16 protein-coding genes, 2 tRNA genes and 3 rRNA genes are annotated in these 22,252 nt (G+C 35.1%); 7 read left to right on the top strand and 14 right to left on the bottom strand.

Annotated elements, in window-relative coordinates:
- Positions 1-40: 40 nt before the first annotated feature.
- From ACZ0AH_RS18170 to ACZ0AH_RS18155, 4 genes are all read right to left on the bottom strand, one after another.
- Positions 41-3,580 carry an ABC transporter permease/M1 family aminopeptidase gene (locus ACZ0AH_RS18170; protein ID WP_463477194.1) on the bottom strand — a complete coding sequence of 1,180 codons (3,540 nt, stop codon included), beginning with the start codon at positions 3,578-3,580 and terminating at the stop codon, positions 41-43.
- Positions 3,581-3,584: 4 nt separating this feature from the next.
- The gene (locus ACZ0AH_RS18165) at positions 3,585-4,469 is read right to left on the bottom strand and encodes an ABC transporter ATP-binding protein (RefSeq protein WP_463477193.1); all 885 of its coding nucleotides are present in this window, start codon (positions 4,467-4,469) and stop codon (positions 3,585-3,587) included.
- Between the two features lie 107 nt (positions 4,470-4,576).
- On the bottom strand, positions 4,577-4,783 hold the full coding sequence (locus ACZ0AH_RS18160) for a helix-turn-helix domain-containing protein (RefSeq protein ID WP_463477192.1): 207 nt from the start codon (positions 4,781-4,783) through the stop codon (positions 4,577-4,579).
- A gap of 2 nt (positions 4,784-4,785) precedes the next feature.
- Positions 4,786-5,301 carry a DUF2975 domain-containing protein gene (locus tag ACZ0AH_RS18155; protein ID WP_463477191.1) on the bottom strand — a complete coding sequence of 172 codons (516 nt, stop codon included), beginning with the start codon at positions 5,299-5,301 and terminating at the stop codon, positions 4,786-4,788.
- Positions 5,302-5,488: 187 nt separating this feature from the next.
- Between ACZ0AH_RS18155 and ACZ0AH_RS18150 the strand changes: the two genes are divergently transcribed.
- From ACZ0AH_RS18150 to rrf, 7 genes are all read left to right on the top strand, one after another.
- Positions 5,489-6,490, top strand: a complete 1,002-nt coding sequence (locus tag ACZ0AH_RS18150) for an LLM class flavin-dependent oxidoreductase (RefSeq protein ID WP_463477190.1) — start codon at positions 5,489-5,491, stop codon at positions 6,488-6,490.
- 282 nt (positions 6,491-6,772) lie between these two features.
- Entirely contained in the window at positions 6,773-7,048 is a 276-nt protein-coding gene (locus tag ACZ0AH_RS18145) for a hypothetical protein (protein WP_463477189.1), read from the top strand.
- Positions 7,049-7,677: 629 nt separating this feature from the next.
- Positions 7,678-9,191, top strand: a 16S ribosomal RNA gene (locus tag ACZ0AH_RS18140).
- Between the two features lie 124 nt (positions 9,192-9,315).
- Positions 9,316-9,389, top strand: a tRNA-Ile gene (locus ACZ0AH_RS18135).
- A gap of 163 nt (positions 9,390-9,552) precedes the next feature.
- A tRNA-Ala gene (locus ACZ0AH_RS18130) sits at positions 9,553-9,626 on the top strand.
- A 181-nt stretch (positions 9,627-9,807) separates the two neighbouring features.
- Positions 9,808-12,693: ribosomal RNA gene (locus ACZ0AH_RS18125) — 23S ribosomal RNA — on the top strand.
- 187 nt (positions 12,694-12,880) lie between these two features.
- Positions 12,881-12,990, top strand: a 5S ribosomal RNA gene (rrf, locus tag ACZ0AH_RS18120).
- The 16S, 23S and 5S rRNA genes sit together here with 2 tRNA genes alongside, the layout of an rRNA operon.
- A gap of 764 nt (positions 12,991-13,754) precedes the next feature.
- Here rrf and ACZ0AH_RS18115 read toward each other — a convergent pair.
- The 10 genes from ACZ0AH_RS18115 to ACZ0AH_RS18070 form a co-directional block, all read right to left on the bottom strand.
- Complete coding sequence (locus ACZ0AH_RS18115; protein WP_463477188.1) at positions 13,755-14,777, bottom strand: proline-specific peptidase family protein; 1,023 nt, start codon at positions 14,775-14,777, stop codon at positions 13,755-13,757.
- 422 nt (positions 14,778-15,199) lie between these two features.
- Entirely contained in the window at positions 15,200-16,336 is a 1,137-nt protein-coding gene (locus tag ACZ0AH_RS18110; protein ID WP_463477187.1) for a type II secretion system F family protein, read from the bottom strand.
- A complete protein-coding gene (locus ACZ0AH_RS18105; protein WP_463477186.1) occupies positions 16,326-16,802 on the bottom strand; it encodes a PulJ/GspJ family protein in 477 nt (158 codons plus the stop codon). Before ACZ0AH_RS18105 ends, ACZ0AH_RS18110 begins: the two co-directional genes overlap by 11 nt.
- Positions 16,784-17,128: a hypothetical protein gene (locus tag ACZ0AH_RS18100; protein WP_463477185.1), complete on the bottom strand. Its 345-nt coding sequence runs from the start codon at positions 17,126-17,128 to the stop codon at positions 16,784-16,786. Before ACZ0AH_RS18100 ends, ACZ0AH_RS18105 begins: the two co-directional genes overlap by 19 nt.
- On the bottom strand, positions 17,116-18,399 hold the full coding sequence (locus ACZ0AH_RS18095; protein ID WP_463477184.1) for a hypothetical protein: 1,284 nt from the start codon (positions 18,397-18,399) through the stop codon (positions 17,116-17,118). Before ACZ0AH_RS18095 ends, ACZ0AH_RS18100 begins: the two co-directional genes overlap by 13 nt.
- Complete coding sequence (locus ACZ0AH_RS18090) at positions 18,396-18,881, bottom strand: hypothetical protein (RefSeq protein WP_463477183.1); 486 nt, start codon at positions 18,879-18,881, stop codon at positions 18,396-18,398. The genes ACZ0AH_RS18095 and ACZ0AH_RS18090 overlap by 4 nt, the downstream gene beginning before the upstream one ends.
- The gene (locus tag ACZ0AH_RS18085) at positions 18,881-19,897 is read right to left on the bottom strand and encodes a hypothetical protein (protein ID WP_463477182.1); all 1,017 of its coding nucleotides are present in this window, start codon (positions 19,895-19,897) and stop codon (positions 18,881-18,883) included. Before ACZ0AH_RS18085 ends, ACZ0AH_RS18090 begins: the two co-directional genes overlap by 1 nt.
- A gap of 16 nt (positions 19,898-19,913) precedes the next feature.
- Positions 19,914-20,087 (bottom strand): hypothetical protein, encoded by a 174-nt coding sequence (locus ACZ0AH_RS18080; protein WP_463477181.1) that lies wholly within the window; start codon positions 20,085-20,087, stop codon positions 19,914-19,916.
- A gap of 378 nt (positions 20,088-20,465) precedes the next feature.
- Complete coding sequence (locus ACZ0AH_RS18075; RefSeq protein ID WP_463477180.1) at positions 20,466-21,401, bottom strand: hypothetical protein; 936 nt, start codon at positions 21,399-21,401, stop codon at positions 20,466-20,468.
- A 53-nt stretch (positions 21,402-21,454) separates the two neighbouring features.
- Entirely contained in the window at positions 21,455-22,183 is a 729-nt protein-coding gene (locus ACZ0AH_RS18070; RefSeq protein ID WP_463477179.1) for a hypothetical protein, read from the bottom strand.
- Positions 22,184-22,252 lie beyond the last annotated feature (69 nt).

The raw sequence follows: 22,252 nt of genomic DNA, 5'->3' as shown, positions 1-22,252 counted from the left end.
TTGCAAATCTGTGAAAATCTTTTAATCTGTGGCAAAAAAATTAATTAATTTCCTTTTCGTTGTCTTTATAAAAAGTATCTATATTTTTTAAATACGGATCAACAACAATACGTTGAGGTTTGGTTTTGAGTTTAATTTTCCCTTCAAGGGAATTATTCTTTATAGAAAATGGATAACAAAATAATTTTCCGTTTTCATCATAAATCCCGATATCTATTGTAGCATCATTCGGAAGAAGTTTTCGTTTTCCAGTCGCATTCTCTGAATATTTTTCAGAATTTACTTTAAACGAAACTTCATAAAAACCATTTTTCTGCTGACTTTCAACTTTAACTACATTTGATGAATAGGTAATAATCTGTTTAAACATTTCATCTAATTTATAATGAAGCTTAGAATCTGTAACCGAATAAATCTCCTTCAATAAATCTTCAGAATCCGGCGTTTTGTTTGGGTATTTATAATGATTTAGGAAACGTTGCAAAGCCAGATTTACCTTTTTTTCTCCAATCAACAATCGCAATTGATGCATCACAAGCATTCCTTTATCATAGGGCAAATATGGGGTATCATAATTGGTTTTATAAAGAGGCGTTTCAGGATCATAGCTTCGGCTGCTCAAATACAAATCGAGATGAATTTTTAAAGTTTCCAAAGCTTTCTCCAAACCATGTTCTTTTTCATAAAGCATCAGTTCCGTATAATTGGCTAAAGTCTCGGTCAAAATCCAGCTTCCTTCTTTTTGCTCCGGACTAATTTGTGCATTTCCCCACCATTCGTGCGACAATTCATGCGCCGTTAATTGATTGATTACATCTTCTTTATCGCGATGATTTAAATCACTATAAAAACCAAAATTCTCTTTCATATAAACCGTCGAAGGATAAGAAGTCGCTGCAAAACCATCGGCGAAAGCAGAAACTTCGGCATAACGAATCGTTTTATAAGGATATTTACCAAAGTTGGTTTGGCAATAATCTAAAGTGTTTTTTACATCTTGAATCAGTTTAGCAACATTCCGGGAATGCCTTTTATCATAATAAACTTCAATTGAAATTTCTTTATAATTTGTTTTCTGAATTTGATATTCCGCGGAAGCGAAAGCAAACCGAAACGGAATTTTTCCATTTGATTTATAATGAAAATAATTGCGATTATTTTTGGTCCATTTTCCAATTAAATCTCCAACTCCAATTACCGTTTGACTTTCAGAAGTCGAAACTACAGTTTCATAATCAATAAAATTATATGGAATTGATGTTTTATTTTCTAATTTTTTAAGCGGACTTTGAGGTTTCAAATATCTTTTTAAGCGTTCTTTTTTACTTTCAATTTCATTAGAATCCTGATAACCAAAAGTGGGATAATAACGACTTATTCGCATAAAAGAACCATTTTCTATAATCGAATTAAAAGGAGTATGACCTTTAAACGGCGACCAGCTTGATTCAAACGAAAATGAAATTTCCATTTTCTGATGAGGTTCTAGTGGTTTTGCTAATCGAAACCAATAATGATTGAATTTAGAAACATCACCTAATTTTTTAGCATCCGGAATTTCAATTGAAGTTAGTTTCGAATTTCGATCTATATATAGGAGTAAACTATCAATTGGGTTTTCAGAATTATTGATTATTTCATACGTTCCTTTTACCTCATAACGGTTTTCTGATGGAAATAAATCAACGTTGCTTTTTACAGAAGTAATCGTTGGTTGAGGTAAATCAGCATATTTTTTAAATTTCAACTCATATTGCTCACTCCAATTATTTTGATCTTCTTCAGTAATATAAGGATATTCAATATTGGTTTTATAAAAGAGATAACTTCCAAAACCAATAAAAAGAAGAATTCCGAAAGCAAAAACTGCTTTTTGAATAGCATTAAACGAATGTCTTCGAAATGATTTCAGGATAGAAGCATTTCGTTTCCATAAAATTCCTGTCGCGATTAGCAGCATCAAAGCCAATCCTGAATTATACAACATCGAAACATGAAACGGAAATGTATATTTTCCGAAACCATTCAAATCAAAATATTCTCTTTTGAAAGAATCTCCAAACCTCAATAAAGGATGGGAAATACCTAATTGTTCGCCAATTCCCGTACTGACCAAGATCGTAATAATAGTCGCTGCCGAAAGACCTAAATATTTATTAGGAATAATGGTTTGAATAAAAACAATTAAAATCGAAATCAATAGGATGGGTAAGCCCAAATAATAAAATAGCGAAAGATAAAGTCCAAATTCTATAGGCGCATTGGCATGAACGATTTGAAAACTACAACCAATCAAAATGCTCAAAGCAATTATAAGAAGCGGAATCGTAAAAAGCGAAATGATTTTTGAGATTAAAACGACCGTTTGTTGATAAGGAGTTGTGTTTTCCAGCATTTCAAATCGGGACGTTTCGCTTCGGTTTATCAATTCATTGCTATAAAAAAGCAGAATAATAATGAGAATAAACGGCAAACAATCCATAATTGTGCTAATCATCAAAGCCGTATTCGTAATATTTTGCGCCAATCTGATTCCGCCATCAATCTCATCAGAAATTTCAATTAAAAGCAATCCCGAAAATAAAAGAACAATCAACAGAAATGGAATTCCTTTTAGAATAAGGGAAAAATCCATTTTAGTGTAACTTTTAAAAACCAGAAAATTATGTCTGAAAGTCCTAAATTCCATATTTTTTGGAGATTCATTAGAAAATGAAATGACTTCTGTTTTTAAAACTTTAGATGATTTTACCTTTTTAGTTTTCGTTTTTCGGAAAGAAAATAATTTATAAGACAAGAATAATAATACAAGAGAAACGCATGACCAGAGCATTCTATTCAATAAAAAATTACCCGATAATCCAAGCAGATCAGTATTTTTTTGAATTGAAGTCCAATATCTGGTTTGCTCTAAAAATGCCGCCAACCCAAACGGATCTATTTTTGCTGCAAAAGACATCGCCGCCGCAGACGAAGGCGAAGCATTTGCAAAAATAGGAGAGTTGGAGAAAAGCGAACCCGCGATATATAAAATGTAAATCAGGAAACCGCCAACATAAATAAAAAACTTGCTTCGCGTTAACCAGGCCAAAGTTGTTAAAATAGAAAGACACAATATTATATTGGGAATCACCAAAACCAAATATGGCCATAGATAATTGATAATATAGAAAGTACCAATTTCATCTTTTGAAAGCCAGGGCATTTGATGTCCAATCATCATCCCGACGATAAACATGCCAAAAGAAACAACGGCAATACTAAAACCGACAATAAATTTACTTCCTAAATAATGAAATTTAGAAATTGGGGTTGTGAAGATAATGGTGTCAAATTTAGTTTCGTATTCTTTTAGAAAATTCTGTGCAACTTGAAGTGTTGTAGAGAATATCGTCATCAAAGAAATCAAACCAATGGCGTAAGTCAGAACATAAGGACTATTTTTATAAGCGCTGGAAAAGGAGAAATTCGCAAAAGCACTCATAAAAAATCCTAAAACTAAATAAACTAAAAATGTGGCATAAAAGCTCCAGTTTCTGGTATTGTTATGCCATTCAAATTGAATTAATTTTGAGAACATAACGTTATTTTTTAAATTGATTTTGAGCTAAAACACTAAAGTAAACATCGCTTAAATCAGGTGAAATTAAGTTGAAACCAAAATCCGGCTGTTGATCCGAAAAAACATGAATATTCAATTTACCGGAATTCAAATGCGACGAAATAATATTAAAATGGGCTTGATAATCTGTTAATTCATTTTTATGAATTACTTTCATCCAGATTTTATCCTTCAATAAATCGATTGTTTCATTTGGATTTCCTTCTAAAATCAATTTTCCACTCGAAATAATCGCCATTTTGGTACACAGATCACGAACATCTTCGACAATATGAGTCGATAAAAGCACAATAATGCTTTCGCCAATTTCGCTTAAAAGATTATTGAAACGATTTCTTTCTTCAGGATCAAGACCAGCCGTAGGTTCATCGACGATAATAATCTTCGGATTTCCAAGCAATGCCTGCGCAATACCAAACCGCTGACGCATTCCGCCAGAGAAGGAGTGAACCGCTTTATCCTTGTGTTGCAGTAAATTAGTTTGTTGTAATAAAGTCAGAATTTGATCGTGTCTTTCCTGTGTATTCACAATTCCTTTCAAGACAGCCAAATGATCTAATAAGCGATAAGCTGAAATTTTAGGATAAACACCAAATTCCTGAGGAAGGTATCCGAGATTTTCTCTGATAAACATTGGATTTTCAAGAATATTAATTCCGTTAAATTCAATACCTCCCGAAGTAGGTTCTTGCAAAGCCGCAATAGTTCGCATTAAGGTCGATTTTCCGGCTCCGTTTGGACCCAATAAGCCAAACATTCCGTTAGTAATTTCCAATGACACGTCATTTAATGCCTGCGTGCCGTTCTCATACATTTTGCTGAGATTTTTGATTGATAAACTGTTCATTTTTTGATTGATTTAATGATTATTTAAATGATGATTGAGAAAAAATTAGGCAATAGAATTCCTGTCGACCTCAAAGAGTCGATTTTTATAATAGATTTAAAAAAGATTTATTCGCTTACGTACTCTAAAATATCACCAGGCTGGCAATTCAGTATTTTACAAATAGCTTCAAGAGTATCAAACCGAATTCCTTTGGCCTTTCCGGTTTTAAGTATCGATAAATTGGCTGGTGTAATTTCTAGTTTTTCAGCCAACTCTTTACTTTGCATCTTACGTTTCGCAAGCATGACATCAACGTTTACAATTATTGGCATGATTATATAAATAAGTCTTGTTCGTTCTGAAGGTTTAATCCTTGTTTAAAAATGGCAGCTAAAAAATAAGCAAATACACCCAGCATAAAATGCAGCACGATAAAAATGCTGACTTCATTATCAAGCGAAACAAAAAATGAAGCTAAAAATATCACCGCACTTGGCAAAAGTAAATTAGCCAGATAAAATCGCCTTAAATGATTAATTCCGTTTTGAGTAAACAATTTAGGTTGAAAAAATACTTTGAATACATTACTAATCAGTAAAAAGAAAAGCCCATAAAGACTCAAAGGCGACAGAAACTCAAAAATAATATAAGGAAGATTATAGTCGCCTAACATTAAAGGATGTTCTGTGAAAGGATAACAAATCTGAAAATACTTTCCGTTATCCTTAAAGTTCAAAAACCATCCTGTACTTAAAGTAAGCAAAGAATAAAATGATAATGTAAAATAAACAATAGACAGAAATCGTGTAACATAAAATAAGATTTTCGAAACAATGTAAGTGGTTTTCATTTGTGACTAAATTTAGTTTTGATATTGCAAATGTATAATTAATTATCGTAAAACAATAATTGGTTATCAAAATTTGTAATTTCAAATGCTTTTTTTGTCCTACAATAAAACATTATAATTCTATTAACACAAGAAAAGAAAAGACATCTCCATAAATGAATTAATTTTGTATAAATCAAAAATTTTCATGAAAAACCCAATTTCAGTCTCCATACTAGAACTCGCTATCATCACACAAGATAGCAACGCCACCGAAACATTTCAAAAAACAAAAGACATAGCGCAACTCGCGGATCAATTAGATTATAAACGTTTTTGGCTCGCCGAACACCATAATATGGCACATGTTGCAAGTACTGCAACCGTAGTTTTAATTGGTTATATCGCCAGTCAGACAAAAAATATTCGCGTAGGTTCAGGCGGAATCATGTTACCGAATCATTCTCCTTTAATAGTAGCCGAACAATTTGGAACCTTAGAAACACTTTATCCAAACCGAATCGATTTAGGATTAGGAAGAGCGCCGGGAACAGATCAGCCAACAGCCGAAGCAATCCGAAAAGACTTTTTTGAGCAGGCACAGCGATTCCCTCAAAATGTAAGCAAGCTTCAGGATTATTTTTCATTAGAAAATGCTACAGCAAAAGTTCGCGCATTTCCTGCCGAAGGTGCAAATATTCCTATTTGGATTTTAGGTTCAAGTATGGAAAGTGCTGCTCTTGCTGCAGCTTACGGATTGCCTTACGCATTCGCCGGACATTTCGCACCACGCCAAATGATTCAGGCGTTTGAGTTTTATCGCGAAAATTTCCAGGCATCCGCAGTTTTAGACAAACCCAAAACAATGGCATGTGTTAATATCGTTGCCGCAGATACAAATGAAGAAGCCGAATTTCTATCCACGAGTTTATATCAAATGTTCCTGAATTTAATTCGCGGTGATCGTAAAGGTTTACAGCCGCCAGTTCCGTCTTTAGACGATATCATGGGCGAAGAAGAACGCTTTCATGTCAATCAAATGACCGCATGTACTTTTACCGGAAACAAAGAACAATTAATAATCGACCTTAAAAAGTTCATAGATTATTCCAGAATTGACGAATTGATGGTAACAAGCCCAATTTTCGATCATCAGGCAAAACTAAAAAGCATTCAAATCACCAAAGAAGTAATCGATGCTTTAAACTAATTATCGACACCTATATATAAGGTACATTTTTGCATACTATATATAAGAGTAAATTTCACTCGCCATAACCCGACAGTTTCTAAAAGCTGTCGGGTTTGTTTTTTTGCACCTATATATAAGGATAAGTTTCTGTTATAATAATAAGTCTAGTTTTTGTCCTGCTGCGCGTCCCGATCCCGAAACTTCGGGACGGGAGAAGCATCGTGGCAATTGGAATTTGGACTCGAGCATTAGCGAACAGACGAAGCAATTTTCAAGATTGGAATTTGGAATTTTTAAAATTTGGAATTTAATTTTTATTTAGAAGCTATTTCTTGCTATCCACTACAATCTTTTGTGCCTTCCGATAACTATCGGACCGGCACAAAAGGATTTCCGTTTCTATCGGGGCTAGGGCATCAGTTTCCAGAAGAAAACATTAATGATATTAAGAAAGAAACCGCCAAAGAAAACTTAGCGCCTTTGCAATTTCATTATAAAACTCTCCTAAACACTCAAATCACCATAAAAATCGCTAATAAGGTTTTATTAAAAAGTTCTCAGGAAACACAAGTTTGAACTTAGAAGTCTATAAAAACACTATATCAAACAATCATACAATTACGATAAATACAAAACTCCGCAGAAAATTCTCATAAGCGACAAAAAATATCAAAACCTAAGTTTACTGTTATCAGAGTGTTAAGAAAAAGTTTTGAAAAAGATGGAAAATATATAATAAAAACCCTTGTAAATGTAAATAAAGGTGGTACTTTTGCACCCGCAACAACGACAGACGTTCACTGAAATACTGACAGGCAAACGAATTTAGGATGAAAATTTTTTTTCAAAAAAGATTCCAAAAAGCTTGTGAGATTTAAAAACAGAAGTTACATTTGCACCCCGCAAAACAGGGAAAGTTCATTGAGAGATTGGCAAGGTTTAGGAGGGAAAAAGAAAGTAAAATTTCTTAAAAAAAACTTCAAAAAACATTTGCCAGATTAAAATAAGTTTTCTACTTTTGCACCCGCTTTGAAACACAAGCGAAACAAGATTGAAAGACACGTTCGTAGACATATTGAATTGACAGCCGCTTTAACAGAGATGTTAGAGCAAAAGAATAAGAGTAAAGGAATCGCGAGATTCGAGAAGAACCGATAGAGAAGCATCGATAATAATTAGCTTTAATTAATTAGAGCACACAATATACGATGAAGAGTTTGATCCTGGCTCAGGATGAACGCTAGCGGCAGGCTTAACACATGCAAGTCGAGGGGTATGTTTCTTCGGAAGCAGAGACCGGCGCACGGGTGCGTAACGCGTATGCAATCTACCTTTTACAGAGGGATAGCCCAGAGAAATTTGGATTAATACCTCATAGTATATAGACTCGGCATCGGGATTATATTAAAGTCACAACGGTAAAAGATGAGCATGCGTCCCATTAGCTAGTTGGTAAGGTAACGGCTTACCAAGGCTACGATGGGTAGGGGTCCTGAGAGGGAGATCCCCCACACTGGTACTGAGACACGGACCAGACTCCTACGGGAGGCAGCAGTGAGGAATATTGGACAATGGGCGCAAGCCTGATCCAGCCATGCCGCGTGCAGGATGACGGTCCTATGGATTGTAAACTGCTTTTATACGAGAAGAAACACTGCTTCGTGAAGCAGCTTGACGGTATCGTAAGAATAAGGATCGGCTAACTCCGTGCCAGCAGCCGCGGTAATACGGAGGATCCAAGCGTTATCCGGAATCATTGGGTTTAAAGGGTCCGTAGGCGGTTTAATAAGTCAGTGGTGAAAGCCCATCGCTCAACGGTGGAACGGCCATTGATACTGTTAAACTTGAATTATTAGGAAGTAACTAGAATATGTAGTGTAGCGGTGAAATGCTTAGAGATTACATGGAATACCAATTGCGAAGGCAGGTTACTACTAATGGATTGACGCTGATGGACGAAAGCGTGGGTAGCGAACAGGATTAGATACCCTGGTAGTCCACGCCGTAAACGATGGATACTAGCTGTTGGGTGCAAACTCAGTGGCTAAGCGAAAGTGATAAGTATCCCACCTGGGGAGTACGTTCGCAAGAATGAAACTCAAAGGAATTGACGGGGGCCCGCACAAGCGGTGGAGCATGTGGTTTAATTCGATGATACGCGAGGAACCTTACCAAGGCTTAAATGTAGATTGACCGTTTTGGAAACAGAACTTTCGCAAGACAATTTACAAGGTGCTGCATGGTTGTCGTCAGCTCGTGCCGTGAGGTGTCAGGTTAAGTCCTATAACGAGCGCAACCCCTGTTGTTAGTTGCCAGCGAGTCATGTCGGGAACTCTAACAAGACTGCCAGTGCAAACTGTGAGGAAGGTGGGGATGACGTCAAATCATCACGGCCCTTACGCCTTGGGCTACACACGTGCTACAATGGCCGGTACAGAGAGCAGCCACTGGGCGACCAGGAGCGAATCTATAAAACCGGTCACAGTTCGGATCGGAGTCTGCAACTCGACTCCGTGAAGCTGGAATCGCTAGTAATCGGATATCAGCCATGATCCGGTGAATACGTTCCCGGGCCTTGTACACACCGCCCGTCAAGCCATGGAAGCTGGGGGTGCCTGAAGTCGGTGACCGCAAGGAGCTGCCTAGGGTAAAACTGGTAACTAGGGCTAAGTCGTAACAAGGTAGCCGTACCGGAAGGTGCGGCTGGAACACCTCCTTTCTAGAGCCCCAATTGTTAGCAGTAATGCACGATGGGGAAAAAAGATGTTAATCTTGAAGGTTCTGAATCACAAAATTTCATTACTCTTGCTGTTAGTTCAAATACTAAATTTTAAGTAAAACAGAGTCTCGTAGCTCAGCTGGTTAGAGTACTACACTGATAATGTAGGGGTCGGCAGTTCGAGTCTGCCCGGGACTACTTTTTAAATTGTTGATTATAAATTATGAATTGTAAGTTATAAGAAAAAACAACAAACTAAAAAGACTGCAAACTTAAAAAAAAGGAAATTTTAGAAGTTGAAAGATTAAGAATCAAAAAGTTCATAATTTTTAATTCACGATTTTTAATTTTTAATTAAAAAGGGGGATTAGCTCAGCTGGCTAGAGCGCCTGCCTTGCACGCAGGAGGTCAACGGTTCGACTCCGTTATTCTCCACAAAAAGCTATAAGCCATAGGCTGTAAGCTTAAAGCCTAGTGCGTAAAGCGCGAAGCCCGTAAAGTTCATTGACATATTGAGATAAGAAAATAATAAAAAGTAGAAAGCGTTTTTTGTTATGAGTAGCGATACGAGTAATAAAAGACAAAAAAAAACGGTCATATTAATTTATGATTGGTACAATAAGCAAAATAAGGGCGTATGGGGGATGCCTTGGCTCTCAGAGGCGATGAAAGGCGTGATAAGCTGCGAAAAGCTACGGGGACGGGCACACACCGATTGATCCGTAGATACCTGAATGGGGCAACCCACTATGTTGAAGACATAGTACACCGATAGGTGGGCAAACCCGCTGAACTGAAACATCTAAGTAGGCGGAGGAGAAGAAAACAAAAGTGATTCCGTAAGTAGTGGCGAGCGAACGCGGATTAGCCCAAACCAGTGTTGTTACGGCAATTCTGGGGTTGTAGGACCACGATATTTTATGTACAAGGAACCGGAAGTTGCTGGAAAGCGACACCAAAGAGGGTGATAGTCCCGTATGGGTAACGAGTATAATAGATAGTGGTATCCTGAGTAGGGCGGGGCACGTGAAACCCTGTCTGAATTTGGCGGGACCATCCGCTAAGGCTAAATACTCCTGAGAGACCGATAGTGAACCAGTACCGTGAGGGAAAGGTGAAAAGAACCGTGAATAACGGAGTGAAATAGATCCTGAAACCATACGCTTACAAGCGGTCGGAGCCCTTTCGTGGGGTGACGGCGTGCCTTTTGCATAATGAGCCTACGAGTTAACGTTGCTGGCAAGGTTAAGTGGTTAAGCCACGGATCCGTAGCGAAAGCGAGTCTGAATAGGGCGCTTTAGTCAGTAGTGTTAGACGCGAAACCGTGTGATCTACCCATGGGCAGGATGAAGCGCTGGTAACACAGTGTGGAGGTCCGAACCGGTTGACGTTGAAAAGTCTTCGGATGACCTGTGGGTAGGGGTGAAAGGCCAATCAAACTCGGAAATAGCTCGTACTCCCCGAAATGCATTTAGGTGCAGCGTTATGCGTAAAGTTATATAGAGGTAGAGCTACTGATTGGATGCGGGGGCTTCACCGCCTACCAATTCCTGACAAACTCCGAATGCTATATAATGTTTCATAACAGTGAGGGCTTGGGTGCTAAGGTCCAAGTCCGAGAGGGAAAGAACCCAGACCATCAGCTAAGGTCCCCAAATATACGCTAAGTTGAAAGAACGAGGTTTGTCTGCCCAGACAGCTAGGATGTTGGCTTGGAAGCAGCCATTCATTTAAAGAGTGCGTAACAGCTCACTAGTCGAGCGGACGAGCATGGATAATAATCGGGCATAAGCGTATTACCGAAGCTATGGATTTAGAGTTTACTCTAAGTGGTAGGGGAGCATTCCAGCAGGGTTGAAGGTGTATCGTCAGGTATGCTGGACCGGCTGGAAAAGAAAATGTAGGCATAAGTAACGATAATGCGGGCGAGAAACCCGCACACCGAAAAACTAAGGTTTCCACAGCTATGCTAATCAGCTGTGGGTTAGTCTGGTCCTAAGGCGAACCCGAAAGGGACAGTCGATGGCCAACGGGTTAATATTCCCGTACTACTAATTACTGTGATGGGGTGACGGAGTGATGAAAGCGCCGCGAACTGACGGAATAGTTCGTTGAAGTACCTACCTATAAGATGCGCAGGCAAATCCACGCGTCTTGGGGAAATACGATAGTACTCGGCGTCTTCGGACAAAGAGATAGTGCGCCTAAGGGCTTCCAAGAAAAACCTCTAAACTTCAGGTAATTAGTACCAGTACCGTAAACCGACACAGGTAGTTGAGGAGAGAATCCTAAGGTGCTCGAGAGATTCATGGCTAAGGAATTAGGCAAAATAGACCCGTAACTTCGGGAGAAGGGTCGCCCTGTAGCAATACAGGGCCGCAGTGAAGAGGTCCAGGCGACTGTTTATCAAAAACACAGGGCTCTGCAAAATCGTAAGATGAAGTATAGGGCCTGACACCTGCCCGGTGCTGGAAGGTTAAGAGGAGATGTTATCTTCGGAGAAGCATTGAATTGAAGCCCCAGTAAACGGCGGCCGTAACTATAACGGTCCTAAGGTAGCGAAATTCCTTGTCGGGTAAGTTCCGACCTGCACGAATGGTGTAACGATCTGGACACTGTCTCAGCCATGAGCTCGGTGAAATTGTAGTAACGGTGAAGATGCCGTTTACCCGCAGTGGGACGAAAAGACCCTGTGCACCTTTACTATAGCTTAGTATTGACCTTGGATAAATGATGTGTAGGATAGGTTGGAGACTTTGAAGCGGCGTCGCCAGGCGTTGTGGAGTCATTGTTGAAATACAACCCTTTGTTTATCTGAGGCCTAACCCCGTTTTGCGGGGGACATTGCTTGGTGGGTAGTTTGACTGGGGTGGTCGCCTCCAAAAGAGTAACGGAGGCTTCTAAAGGTTCCCTCAGTACGCTTGGTAACCGTGCGTAGAGTGCAATGGCATAAGGGAGCTTGACTGAGAGACATACAGGTCGATCAGGTACGAAAGTAGAGCATAGTGATCCGGTGGTTCCGCATGGAAGGGCCATCGCTCAAAGGATAAAAGGTACGCCGGGGATAACAGGCTGATCTCCCCCAAGAGCTCATATCGACGGGGGGGTTTGGCACCTCGATGTCGGCTCGTCACATCCTGGGGCTGGAGAAGGTCCCAAGGGTTGGGCTGTTCGCCCATTAAAGTGGCACGCGAGCTGGGTTCAGAACGTCGTGAGACAGTTCGGTCTCTATCTACTGTGGGCGTTAGAAATTTGAGTGGATCTGATTCTAGTACGAGAGGACCGAATTGGACAAACCTCTAGTGTATCTGTTGTCCCGCCAGGGGCACCGCAGAGTAGCTACGTTTGGAAGGGATAAGCGCTGAAAGCATATAAGCGCGAAACCCACCACAAGATGAGATTTCTTTTAAGGATCGTGGAAGATGACCACGTTGATAGGCTATAGATGTAAAGGCAGTAATGTCATAGTCGAGTAGTACTAATAATCCGTAAGCTTATGTACACCCTTTTCCTCCCGTCCAAAAGACGGGAGGAAGAAACTTTCTAAAAATAATAAATAAAAATACTTTTCTTTATCTCAGTATGTTAAGATATTTGCTCGACGCGAGCAGTCTTTAAGTCGAAAGATTAAAGTCATAAAGTCAAAAGACTTTTGTACTTTAAGACTTGTGACTTTAGACTAACAACCTTAAGGTGGTTATTGCGGCGGGGCTCACCTCTTCCCATCCCGAACAGAGTAGTTAAGCCCGCCTGCGCAGATGGTACTGCAGTTATGTGGGAGAGTATGTCGTCGCCTTTCTTTGAAAAACCCTATTCTAACGAATGGGGTTTTTTGTTTTATAAAATATTGCAATTATGCGGGAGCCCCGATAGCTATCGGGGGTCGTCGCCTTTCTTTTGGAAAACCCTATTCTAACGAATAGGGTTTTTTGTTTTATAAAATATTGCAATTATGCGGGAGCCCCGATAGCTATCGGAGTCGCCGCCTTTGTGTTGAAAAATCTTATCCTAACAGTGTTTGTTTTGGTTTTAAATCTTAAAAAATAAAACCTCCTTGTTTTTTAAGATTTAAAACCAAAAAACAATGCTCTGAGAATCCATAATTTGAAAAATATTACTGTCTTATTCTTATAATAAATTTTATATTGTTTGGAATCTCAAAGTTATTAGTGCCTTATAACTTTTACTTTGGAATTTATTGCCTTTTATTGTGATTTTTATGGAAAAAGGACTAAGAGAGATAATGTTTTTTTATGTTGTTGGTTAAGATTTAGTTTTCAAATTATAAGGAATTATGAATTTGAAAATGCTTCTTGAATATATTTTTTACGTTTTAAAGAATATATTTTGCTATTTTAAATTAATATAATGCTAAAATATCTTCCTCTGTTAATTATTTTGTTTACTAGTGGTTTTAAATAAGAAGTTAAAAAAAGCTCCTTAATTGTGGTTAAGAAGCTTTTAAAGTTTATCTATTATTGTTTTTTAGTCGTTTTTTGCTAAGTTTTTATGCTTTTTTTGAAGTTTTTAATGGTTAAATTGGTGTGCTAAGTGCTTTTGTTTTTAGAATTTCTGACTATTAACATCATTTATGAATTGAATAACACCATCCATAAAAACCTTCTGATCATCCCACATTGCTAAATGGCTTCCATTTGGACAATATAAAAATCTTCCTTTTTGCACTAACTTACTTTGTTCTTCCATTGCCTTTGGATCCATAGTGTCATATTTTGCGCCAATCATTAAAGTTGGAATTGTAATTTCATGTAAGCGATTTTTTATATCCCATTTGGCTAGGCGGCCACTAATGCCAAATTCGCTTGGTCCTTGCATCAAGGTATAGATTTCTCCATTTACGTGTTTACTGGCTCGGTTTAATCCGTCTGGCCATTCCTTTAGTCGGCATAGATGTTCCTTGTAAAAATTTGGAATGAGAAGTTCCATATAACGTGGGTTATTGAAATCTTTTTTGACTTCTAAAGCTCTAATTTCAGCTAGTATTTCTGGCTTCATTTGCTTGGCTAACACTTCATCGGCATATTTGCCATATTCCGGTGCACTGGCGACCATATTGGCAACTAGTAAGCCTTTTAGATTTTTCTGATATTTAAGTGCATATTCCATTGCTAGAATCCCTCCCCAGGAATTTCCTAAGACATAGAAATTATTTTGATCTGCACCAATGGCTTTTCTTACTTGCTCTACTTCTTCAACGAAACGTTCTGTAGTCCATAAACTGCTGTCTTTTGGTTGATCGCTATAATAAGAACCCAATTGATCGTATTCATAAAATTCAAAGCCTTCACGTTGAAAGAACGTTTCAAAACACTCCATGTATTCATGCGTCATAGCTGGTCCTCCATGTAATAAAAGTATTTTTATTTTTGGATTATTACCGAATCGTTTTGTCCAGACTTTAAATTCTCCAATTGGAGTTTTAATCGGAATCATTTTTACGCCAGCTGATTCTACACTGATATTTTGATTGTATGTAAAATAATTTTCAAGCTTTTTTTCTGATTTAGTTTCGTTTTTGCAGGAAGTTATCAGTATTAATATTACTAGGAGAAGGGTAGAACGCATATTTTTAGAATTGAAGTTATATACTTGAGGCTCTTTTGTTAAAACTAAAATACGAATTAAAAATTGATTTAGAGAATATATAAGGAAAGTACATCCCGTGTTTGAATTGAGTATTGAAATAAGTAACAAGGCGCTAAGTGTAGAATCCTTTTTTAATATATTTTACATACTTCATAAATGGGTTTTAATTCTAAGTTCTGAAATTACTATGTTAATAATTCTAAAGTTTAAAAATCAATATATTACAGTTTCAAAAAACATTAAAAACTAAATTATTATACTTATAGCTTCAATATTTTTTGAACTTGCGAAAAATAATTAGATTGATTTTGTTATTTGTAAGCAAATTACATTTTAAACAATATCACAAAAAGCCTTTAAATTGGAAGATTTAAATATTGTATTGAGAATTACAAAAAAAATCAGGAAATAGCGCTACTCAATTGAAACATAGGTAAATACATCGCTACCAATAAAACAGCCACCAAAACTCCAACAAAAAGAATGATGAAAGGTTCCAGGACAGTAGTCATAACTTTAGATTGTTGTACAACTTCCTGATTGTATTGTTCGCTAAGTTGTTTAAAAACATATTCAGTTTGGTTGGTTTCTTCGGCTACTTTTACGAGAGATATGATTCGGTTATCAAAAAGAGGGGTATTTCTTAAGCTGGAACTCAAGCTATTTCCTTTTAAAATGCTTTGTTCAACTTGTTCTAATGCTTCCTGTAGAGGAATAAAATGTATCATTTTTTTGACCATTTGTATACTATTCAATAGCGGAACTTTTGCCGTTGTAAGTAAGGTAACGGCTTGTGTAAATTGTGCTAGATAGACTTTTGTCATAAAAGCTCCTAAAACTGGAATTTTAATTAAAAAGTAATGTAAAGCTCGTTTATATTTGACGTTGTCTTTAAAAAATTGAGTCGAAAATACAAAGAGTATAATGGCTAATAAAAAGTAAATACCATATGTTTTAGTCAGAATAGACATTTTGACAATTACCTGAGTCAAAAAAGGCAATTCCATATTATTTTGCCTGAAGATATCCTGAAACATCGGAACTACATAACTCAACATAAAAATAACAACAAGAACTGCTGTACTTAATACAATAGAAGGATAGGTGAGGGCGGCAACAATGATTCGTTTTTGTTCGTTTTTACGTTCAAAGAAATGACCTAATTCATTACAAACCTGTGCAGTAGTTCCTGTTTCTTCGCCAATTTGGATAGAATAATATTCATATTCAGTAAATGATTTAGATGCTGCTAAAGCTTCAGAAAATGGTTTTCCGTTAACCACTTGATTCAATATAGATTGAATTAATTCTTTATCTGCATTTTTCTTTAAGGATTCTACAATTAAGGATAATCCTTCTTTAAAGCTAACACCAGCTTTTAATAAGATGGCTAATTCCTGATAGAAGGCTTGTTTCTTTTTGTTATTAAAGCTGTCGCCAAAAAGAGTAATTTCTTTTTTCAGCAAGTCTTCAATACTACTCGATTTCTTAGATTGAGTAATTTTTTTATTTGAGGTATTTTCTATTTTAAAGGCCATCTTCCTGATTCATAAAAAAGGTTATGTCATTTTTTTTAGAAACGAAAATTTGATAATCCGGAAGTTCTGTTTCAGCAAATAGATTTATAGCATCAACTTGTCCGGTTTTTATTTCTTTTCCTTTAAAAAACAATTTATTTGGTGTGAGTTTCAATTTAATAGTATCTAGATTTCGCAGGCTACATTTTTCCTGAAAAGAATAAGTTACAGTATCTATTTCTGAAATTAGTATGAGAACTTGTTTTTGATCGTCGTAAATTATAGTATGTGGTTCATTAAAATCCTGCCACAATTTTTGCTCAAAAAGAGCTAAAGTACTTGTTTTGTCAAAATTAGTCTGAATGGTATGAATTTGTTTTTGCACTAAACGTAAAACGCTAAACGCCATGCCAACTACAATAGCAGTGATAATCATTACAACTAGCAACTCGGCAAGTGTAAATGATTTTAATTTTCTTGCAGCCATACTATTTGTTGTTTTGTGATTTCTTTTTTAGAAGTACTATTTATAGCTGAAATTGAAATTGTTTTTGGGGTCGGAATAGTTTCTAAACTGATATCAATATCCCAGCCTTTATAATTTTCCTGATAAGGCAATTTTATAATGTGGTTCTGAAGTTCATATTCAAGTTCATTTATTCTATTTTCGATTGCATGTGTATTTTTAGAAAATGTATTTAAGACTAAATTGTTCAATATTAGACTTGCAATCACAAATATGATCACAATTAAAACTGTAGCTACAAGAGCTTCTATTAAGGTTGCCGACTTTATTTTTTTTAATACAACCATTTCAAAACTGTTTTAGGTTCTTGTTCCAGTAATATTCCCCCGTAGATAGGAGGAACACTTTCATTTTCTATGATTCCATTATAAATATGATTCATAAAAATAGATCCTGATTGATTAGCTACAAATTGTTTGGTATAAACGGAACCGGAAACAGTTCCTTTTAATTCGAAATTACCATTACAATAAATTTGTCCTTTTATTTTTGCCTCTTTTTCTAAAATAAGCTGCGTCTGAAAATCGGCTATTTCTTTGGTTTGAATATAGCAGACAACTCCTTTTATAATACTACCTGTGTCAATAAAAATTTGATTATCAAATGGAATATTCGAAACTTCGTTCGGATTGTTTTTATTATCCTGAAAAAGAAATAGAGCACTTGGATAACTCAAATTGCATTTTTTTCCCAATGCGATTTTTTTTGAGGCAATAGCCTGGAAAGTGCCTACAGTTTCATCTTCAATTTCTATAATTGGAGCTATCAAAATGATATCTTTAAGAAATGCCGTTTTTTTTATTTTAATAGAAGTTTCTGATTTAATAATAATATTTCCAGTGATGATTTTATTTTCCAAAATAATGGGTTCTGAAGAATAGAATCCTTTTGTTTTAGATTTAAAAGAATTAATAATCCTTGAATTAGAATTTAAATTTATATAGTTTTCCTGATCATTAATTTTATATTCTTTTAGATAATATTGAGAGGCATCAAGAATTGTTTTTTCAGGTTTAGGTAAATCTGCAGTACTTTTTTTAATAGATCCGTATATTAGTTGTGATCCGTAATAACTATTTCCTGCTATATAACCGGAATTTACGCCTTGAGTTGGTAAATAGGCAATTCCTCTAATATTTGTAGTGCCCACTACAGTTAAGGCATTATGGGTTTCCTGTAAAAAAAGAGTAGGAGATTCATTAGCTTTTATAAGTGAACCAATTATAGCTGTTTTAGTGAATTTCTTTTTTCTGAATTGCGCTACTGTAATGCCTTTTTGAAAAATTCCCCATTGTGATAAATGGATTTTTATGGATTGATTTTCTTTTTTAATGAAATCAATTTGAACTGTATCCTTGTTAAGCTCTTTTTGTTCTAAAAGTGATTGAATTCCAATATCAGCAAACTGAATATTTTCAATAGCGCCTTTAGATTGTTCTTTCATATAAGTGAAAGTATAAGCATATAAAATTAACCCGGCTAAAAGCAAAGCAATAAGTACAGCAATAAAAACTGTAAATTGTAAAGCACCAGATTTAATTTTGAATTTCAGTTTCAATCTTGCAGCATTATTAGATTTAAATTGCCTTTGTACTTAACATAAACAGATTCTTTATCTCCACTTTTCAAAAGAATTTCATTTTCTATATCTCCAATTTTCATGTAATAATTCTTATTATCTATAATCAGCATGAAAATTTTAGTTTTTTCTTTAGAATCAGATATCATTCCTTTGTAAAGAATGATGGGCCAAACTAAGGTTTCCTTTGGTTTTACTTCTTTTTTTATTTTAGATATATTTGTTTTGCTTTTTGGAGCAGTATTCTCAGCATACATTTTTCCTAAAAAAGGATCTCTATAATTGATATTTATAATAAAGGATTCTCTTTTATCAATTTTCAAGGGTTTGATATTGAATTCTGGATTACTTACGGAAGCAATTTCATCTGATTTTGTAAATGAAAAAACCTGATATAAAACAGCGCCCCAAACAAATAAGACTAATGGTAAAAGAATATATATGTTTTTTTTATTTTTCATTAAATCCTACTTTGATTTAATTGATTTTCAAGTTTTGAAACCCTAATAACCAAATCTTTTAAAGATTCAATTTCTTTTGCCTGAGCTTCAATTTTTTTATTTTGATCAATGCTATAAAGAGTTAATTCTTCAATTTTCTGAAGTAATTTAGCATTCATTTCTCCCAAATTAATTCCGTTTTGTAAAACTTCCTTTTCACTAGGAATATTTTCTAAATGTCCTTTTTCATTAATATGTTTTTCAACTTCTTCAAGAGTTGGTAAAGTATATTCTTTCTTGAAAACAAAATCTGACCAGCCTATCATATCAACTTTTACTTCTTTTGAATGAATGGTTCCGTTTACGTCTAGCTTATTAGTTGGTTTTATAGTTCCAATACCCACATTTCCCCCAATTCTTATAAATAAACTTGAGGAAATCTCACTTTCACCATAATTTGTAAAATATAAACCACTTAGTGATTTATCTAGCTGGTGTGACATGTAACCTATATTCGAAGAATTTCCTAAACTAATAGATTCTCCATAACTTATTCCTGTGTATTTATAATTTTGATATATACTGCTTCCTCCTGTATAAGATGCTATAAATTGACTTCCGGAATTACCTACTACTGATAATTTATGTTGAGGGCTAGTTGTTCCGATACCAACATTTCCATTTATATTTTGATCTCCGATGAAATTATTTGCTCCACGCGTTGCTAATTCATTCCAAGGATTCCAAGTGTTGGTATCGCCATTTTTCGTTCTATATGAAATATGACTTCCTCCCTGAGGTCCATAATCTGAACTTATTTGCGTATCATAATTATTAGAAGGGAAACCACCATAACTAATAAGAGACCCGTTCCAGGGTGTTCCAGATGTTGCGTATGCAAAAGTATACCCTGCCTTAAAAACATCTGCTGAACCTGTTGCAGATATATTAGAAGTTGGGTTAAAACTTTGTGCAGTTAAATTTACAGTAGTAAATAATCCCAATATAATTATAAATAGAGAGGTCTTTTTTTTCATTTCGTTTATTTCGAATTTAGTTCAATTTTTTTAAGCGTTTTTCTAAATCAATCATTTTCTCATTTTGCTTTTTAATTTCGGCATTTTCCTTTTTTATTTCAATTACATATAATGTTAATTCCTCAATTTTTTGTACTAATCGTAGGTCAGGTAATGTCAAGTCTGTACCTTGTCGATAACCATTTTTCAATTATATATTTTTGATAATCCGTAGAGTAATTCAATTGAAATAATTCAACAACAATAGAACCACCAGTTTGCCAATTATGTGAGTTATATCCAATATTAGCTATTTCAAATCTTTTAGATCCAGATCCAGTTGGACCGGAAAATGGGCCAATTACTGTAGTTTGTAATCCGTTTTGATTTACTGTAGTTTGAGAAAAAACAGAATTTAAAATGAATAATATTGATATGGTTAGAAATATTTTTTTCACTATTTTAGAATTTGATTTAATTTATCAGATTATTTTTAGCTTGTGTTTTTTGGAATTGCTTTAGCTTATATCTTAAGAGTTCTATCCTTATTATTTTGTTGAATCTATAAATTAATGTTTTTCAGTAAACATTAATTTATAGTAAAGTTAAAAACAGTACTTCTTGCACTTTGGTTTCCGGCTTCGTCAAATGATTTTACAAACCAATAATAGGTTCCTTTTATTAATGTTTTGCTATACGGACTAGTACTTTTGTCCTTGAAGTTTAAATTAGTTAAAGCACTTTCGTTGTATACATAAATACTGTCTTTCTCAGGACTTCCGGAAATTGGAGTTCGGCTCCATTGAAAATTTATATCAGTGTTTGTTGTAGTACTTGCATTAACAGGAATAGATAGAGTAGGAGTGTTTGGTGCTTTTGTATCAATCAATATAGATCTTGTTGTGTATAAAGTTTGAGCGGTTCCGTTACTGGCTCTTACTTTCCAAGTGTATTTTCCATCATCAAAAGTAAAGTTTAGAAATGTTGTTGCAGCATTTTGCTCTTTTACTAAAGTGCTACTTTCATCTAATATCTGAAGCTGATAAGTAGTTGCTCCAATTATAGCATCCCAGGATAATTTTTGCAAAGCTGTTTTAGTAATAATATTATTAGCAGGTGTTAGTAAAACTACTGTGTTGTTTTGAAAATCGTCATTGTTTAAAATTTCTAAACTTCGTGTTTCATATGCTGTTTCATATCCGCTATTGATTGCTTTTATTCTCCATTCATATTTGCCAATATTTAATTGTTGGGTATAAGAGTTTTTTGAAACAAGAGTATCAGTAACTATTTGTTGCGGAGCATCAAAACTTGGTGTTGCGATTTGCAATTGGTATTTTTCAGCATTTTCAACAAACTGCCAGGATAGTGTAACACCAGAGGAAGATAAAACAGCATTGTTTTCAGGTGCAACCAGAATAACTTCTTCTTTTGATATATCCGGTACAATAAGAATCTCTTCACAAGAAGCAAAACACAGGATTATTAAAACGAGTAAATATTTATTAAGATGTAATTTAGGCATAATAGAGTAACTATAATTATTTTAAAATTGATACAAATTGTTGGGTAAACAATTTAGAGATCAAATAAACTTTCAGATTTTTTCTTTTTGGTTATTTTTGACTTTGTCACTCCAGAGCATCGATTGTGTACATTTACTATATCAGCTACATACCAATTTCCTCTTTCTGAAATAGACCAGCAAAACGAGCTAACCTGATAAGCCACAATAGTTTCCGGATTTATATCAATGGCATCTACTTTTTTACCAGATTTAAATAATGCAATTATGTATTTTTTATATTGCACATTAGATAAATAAAAAGCATCGGCTTGTCTGATTTTTGTAATTTCATCTGTAGACAAACTAACTGCTAGGCTTGAAATTATTTTAGAATTTTGAGTATCTACTAATAATTTTAAAATATCTGCATTATAATCTGCATTAATTTCATGAGCTAAACCTGCTACATCTAAAATTTGGATAGTAACTAATTCAGGTTTAACGGGAAGACTATCAATAAAAGCTACTTTTGTTTGATTTTGATTGTATTTTGCTTTTCCTTTATAAATCTGATTTAATTTTTTGTTATAAGGAACAACACCAATTTCGACTCTAATATTATTTTCAAGTTTTGGTAAAGCTTTTGGTTCAAATGTATTTTGGTCATACGAGGTTTTCGAAACACCAATACTTCCTAATTCTACAACCGAAGATGTAACTTTATACTCTTTATCTTTGATTTTTGTTGTTTGACATGCACTACAAATTAAGATTGTCAATACAACTATTTTTTTTAACATAACTTTGATTTTTAATGAGATAGCTAATATTTATTAGACTTGAAATAAATGTTTGTTATCATCAATATT

This window comes from Flavobacterium sp. AC105, from assembly GCF_979258495.1.
This window is presented reverse-complemented; position numbering and strand designations above follow the sequence as displayed.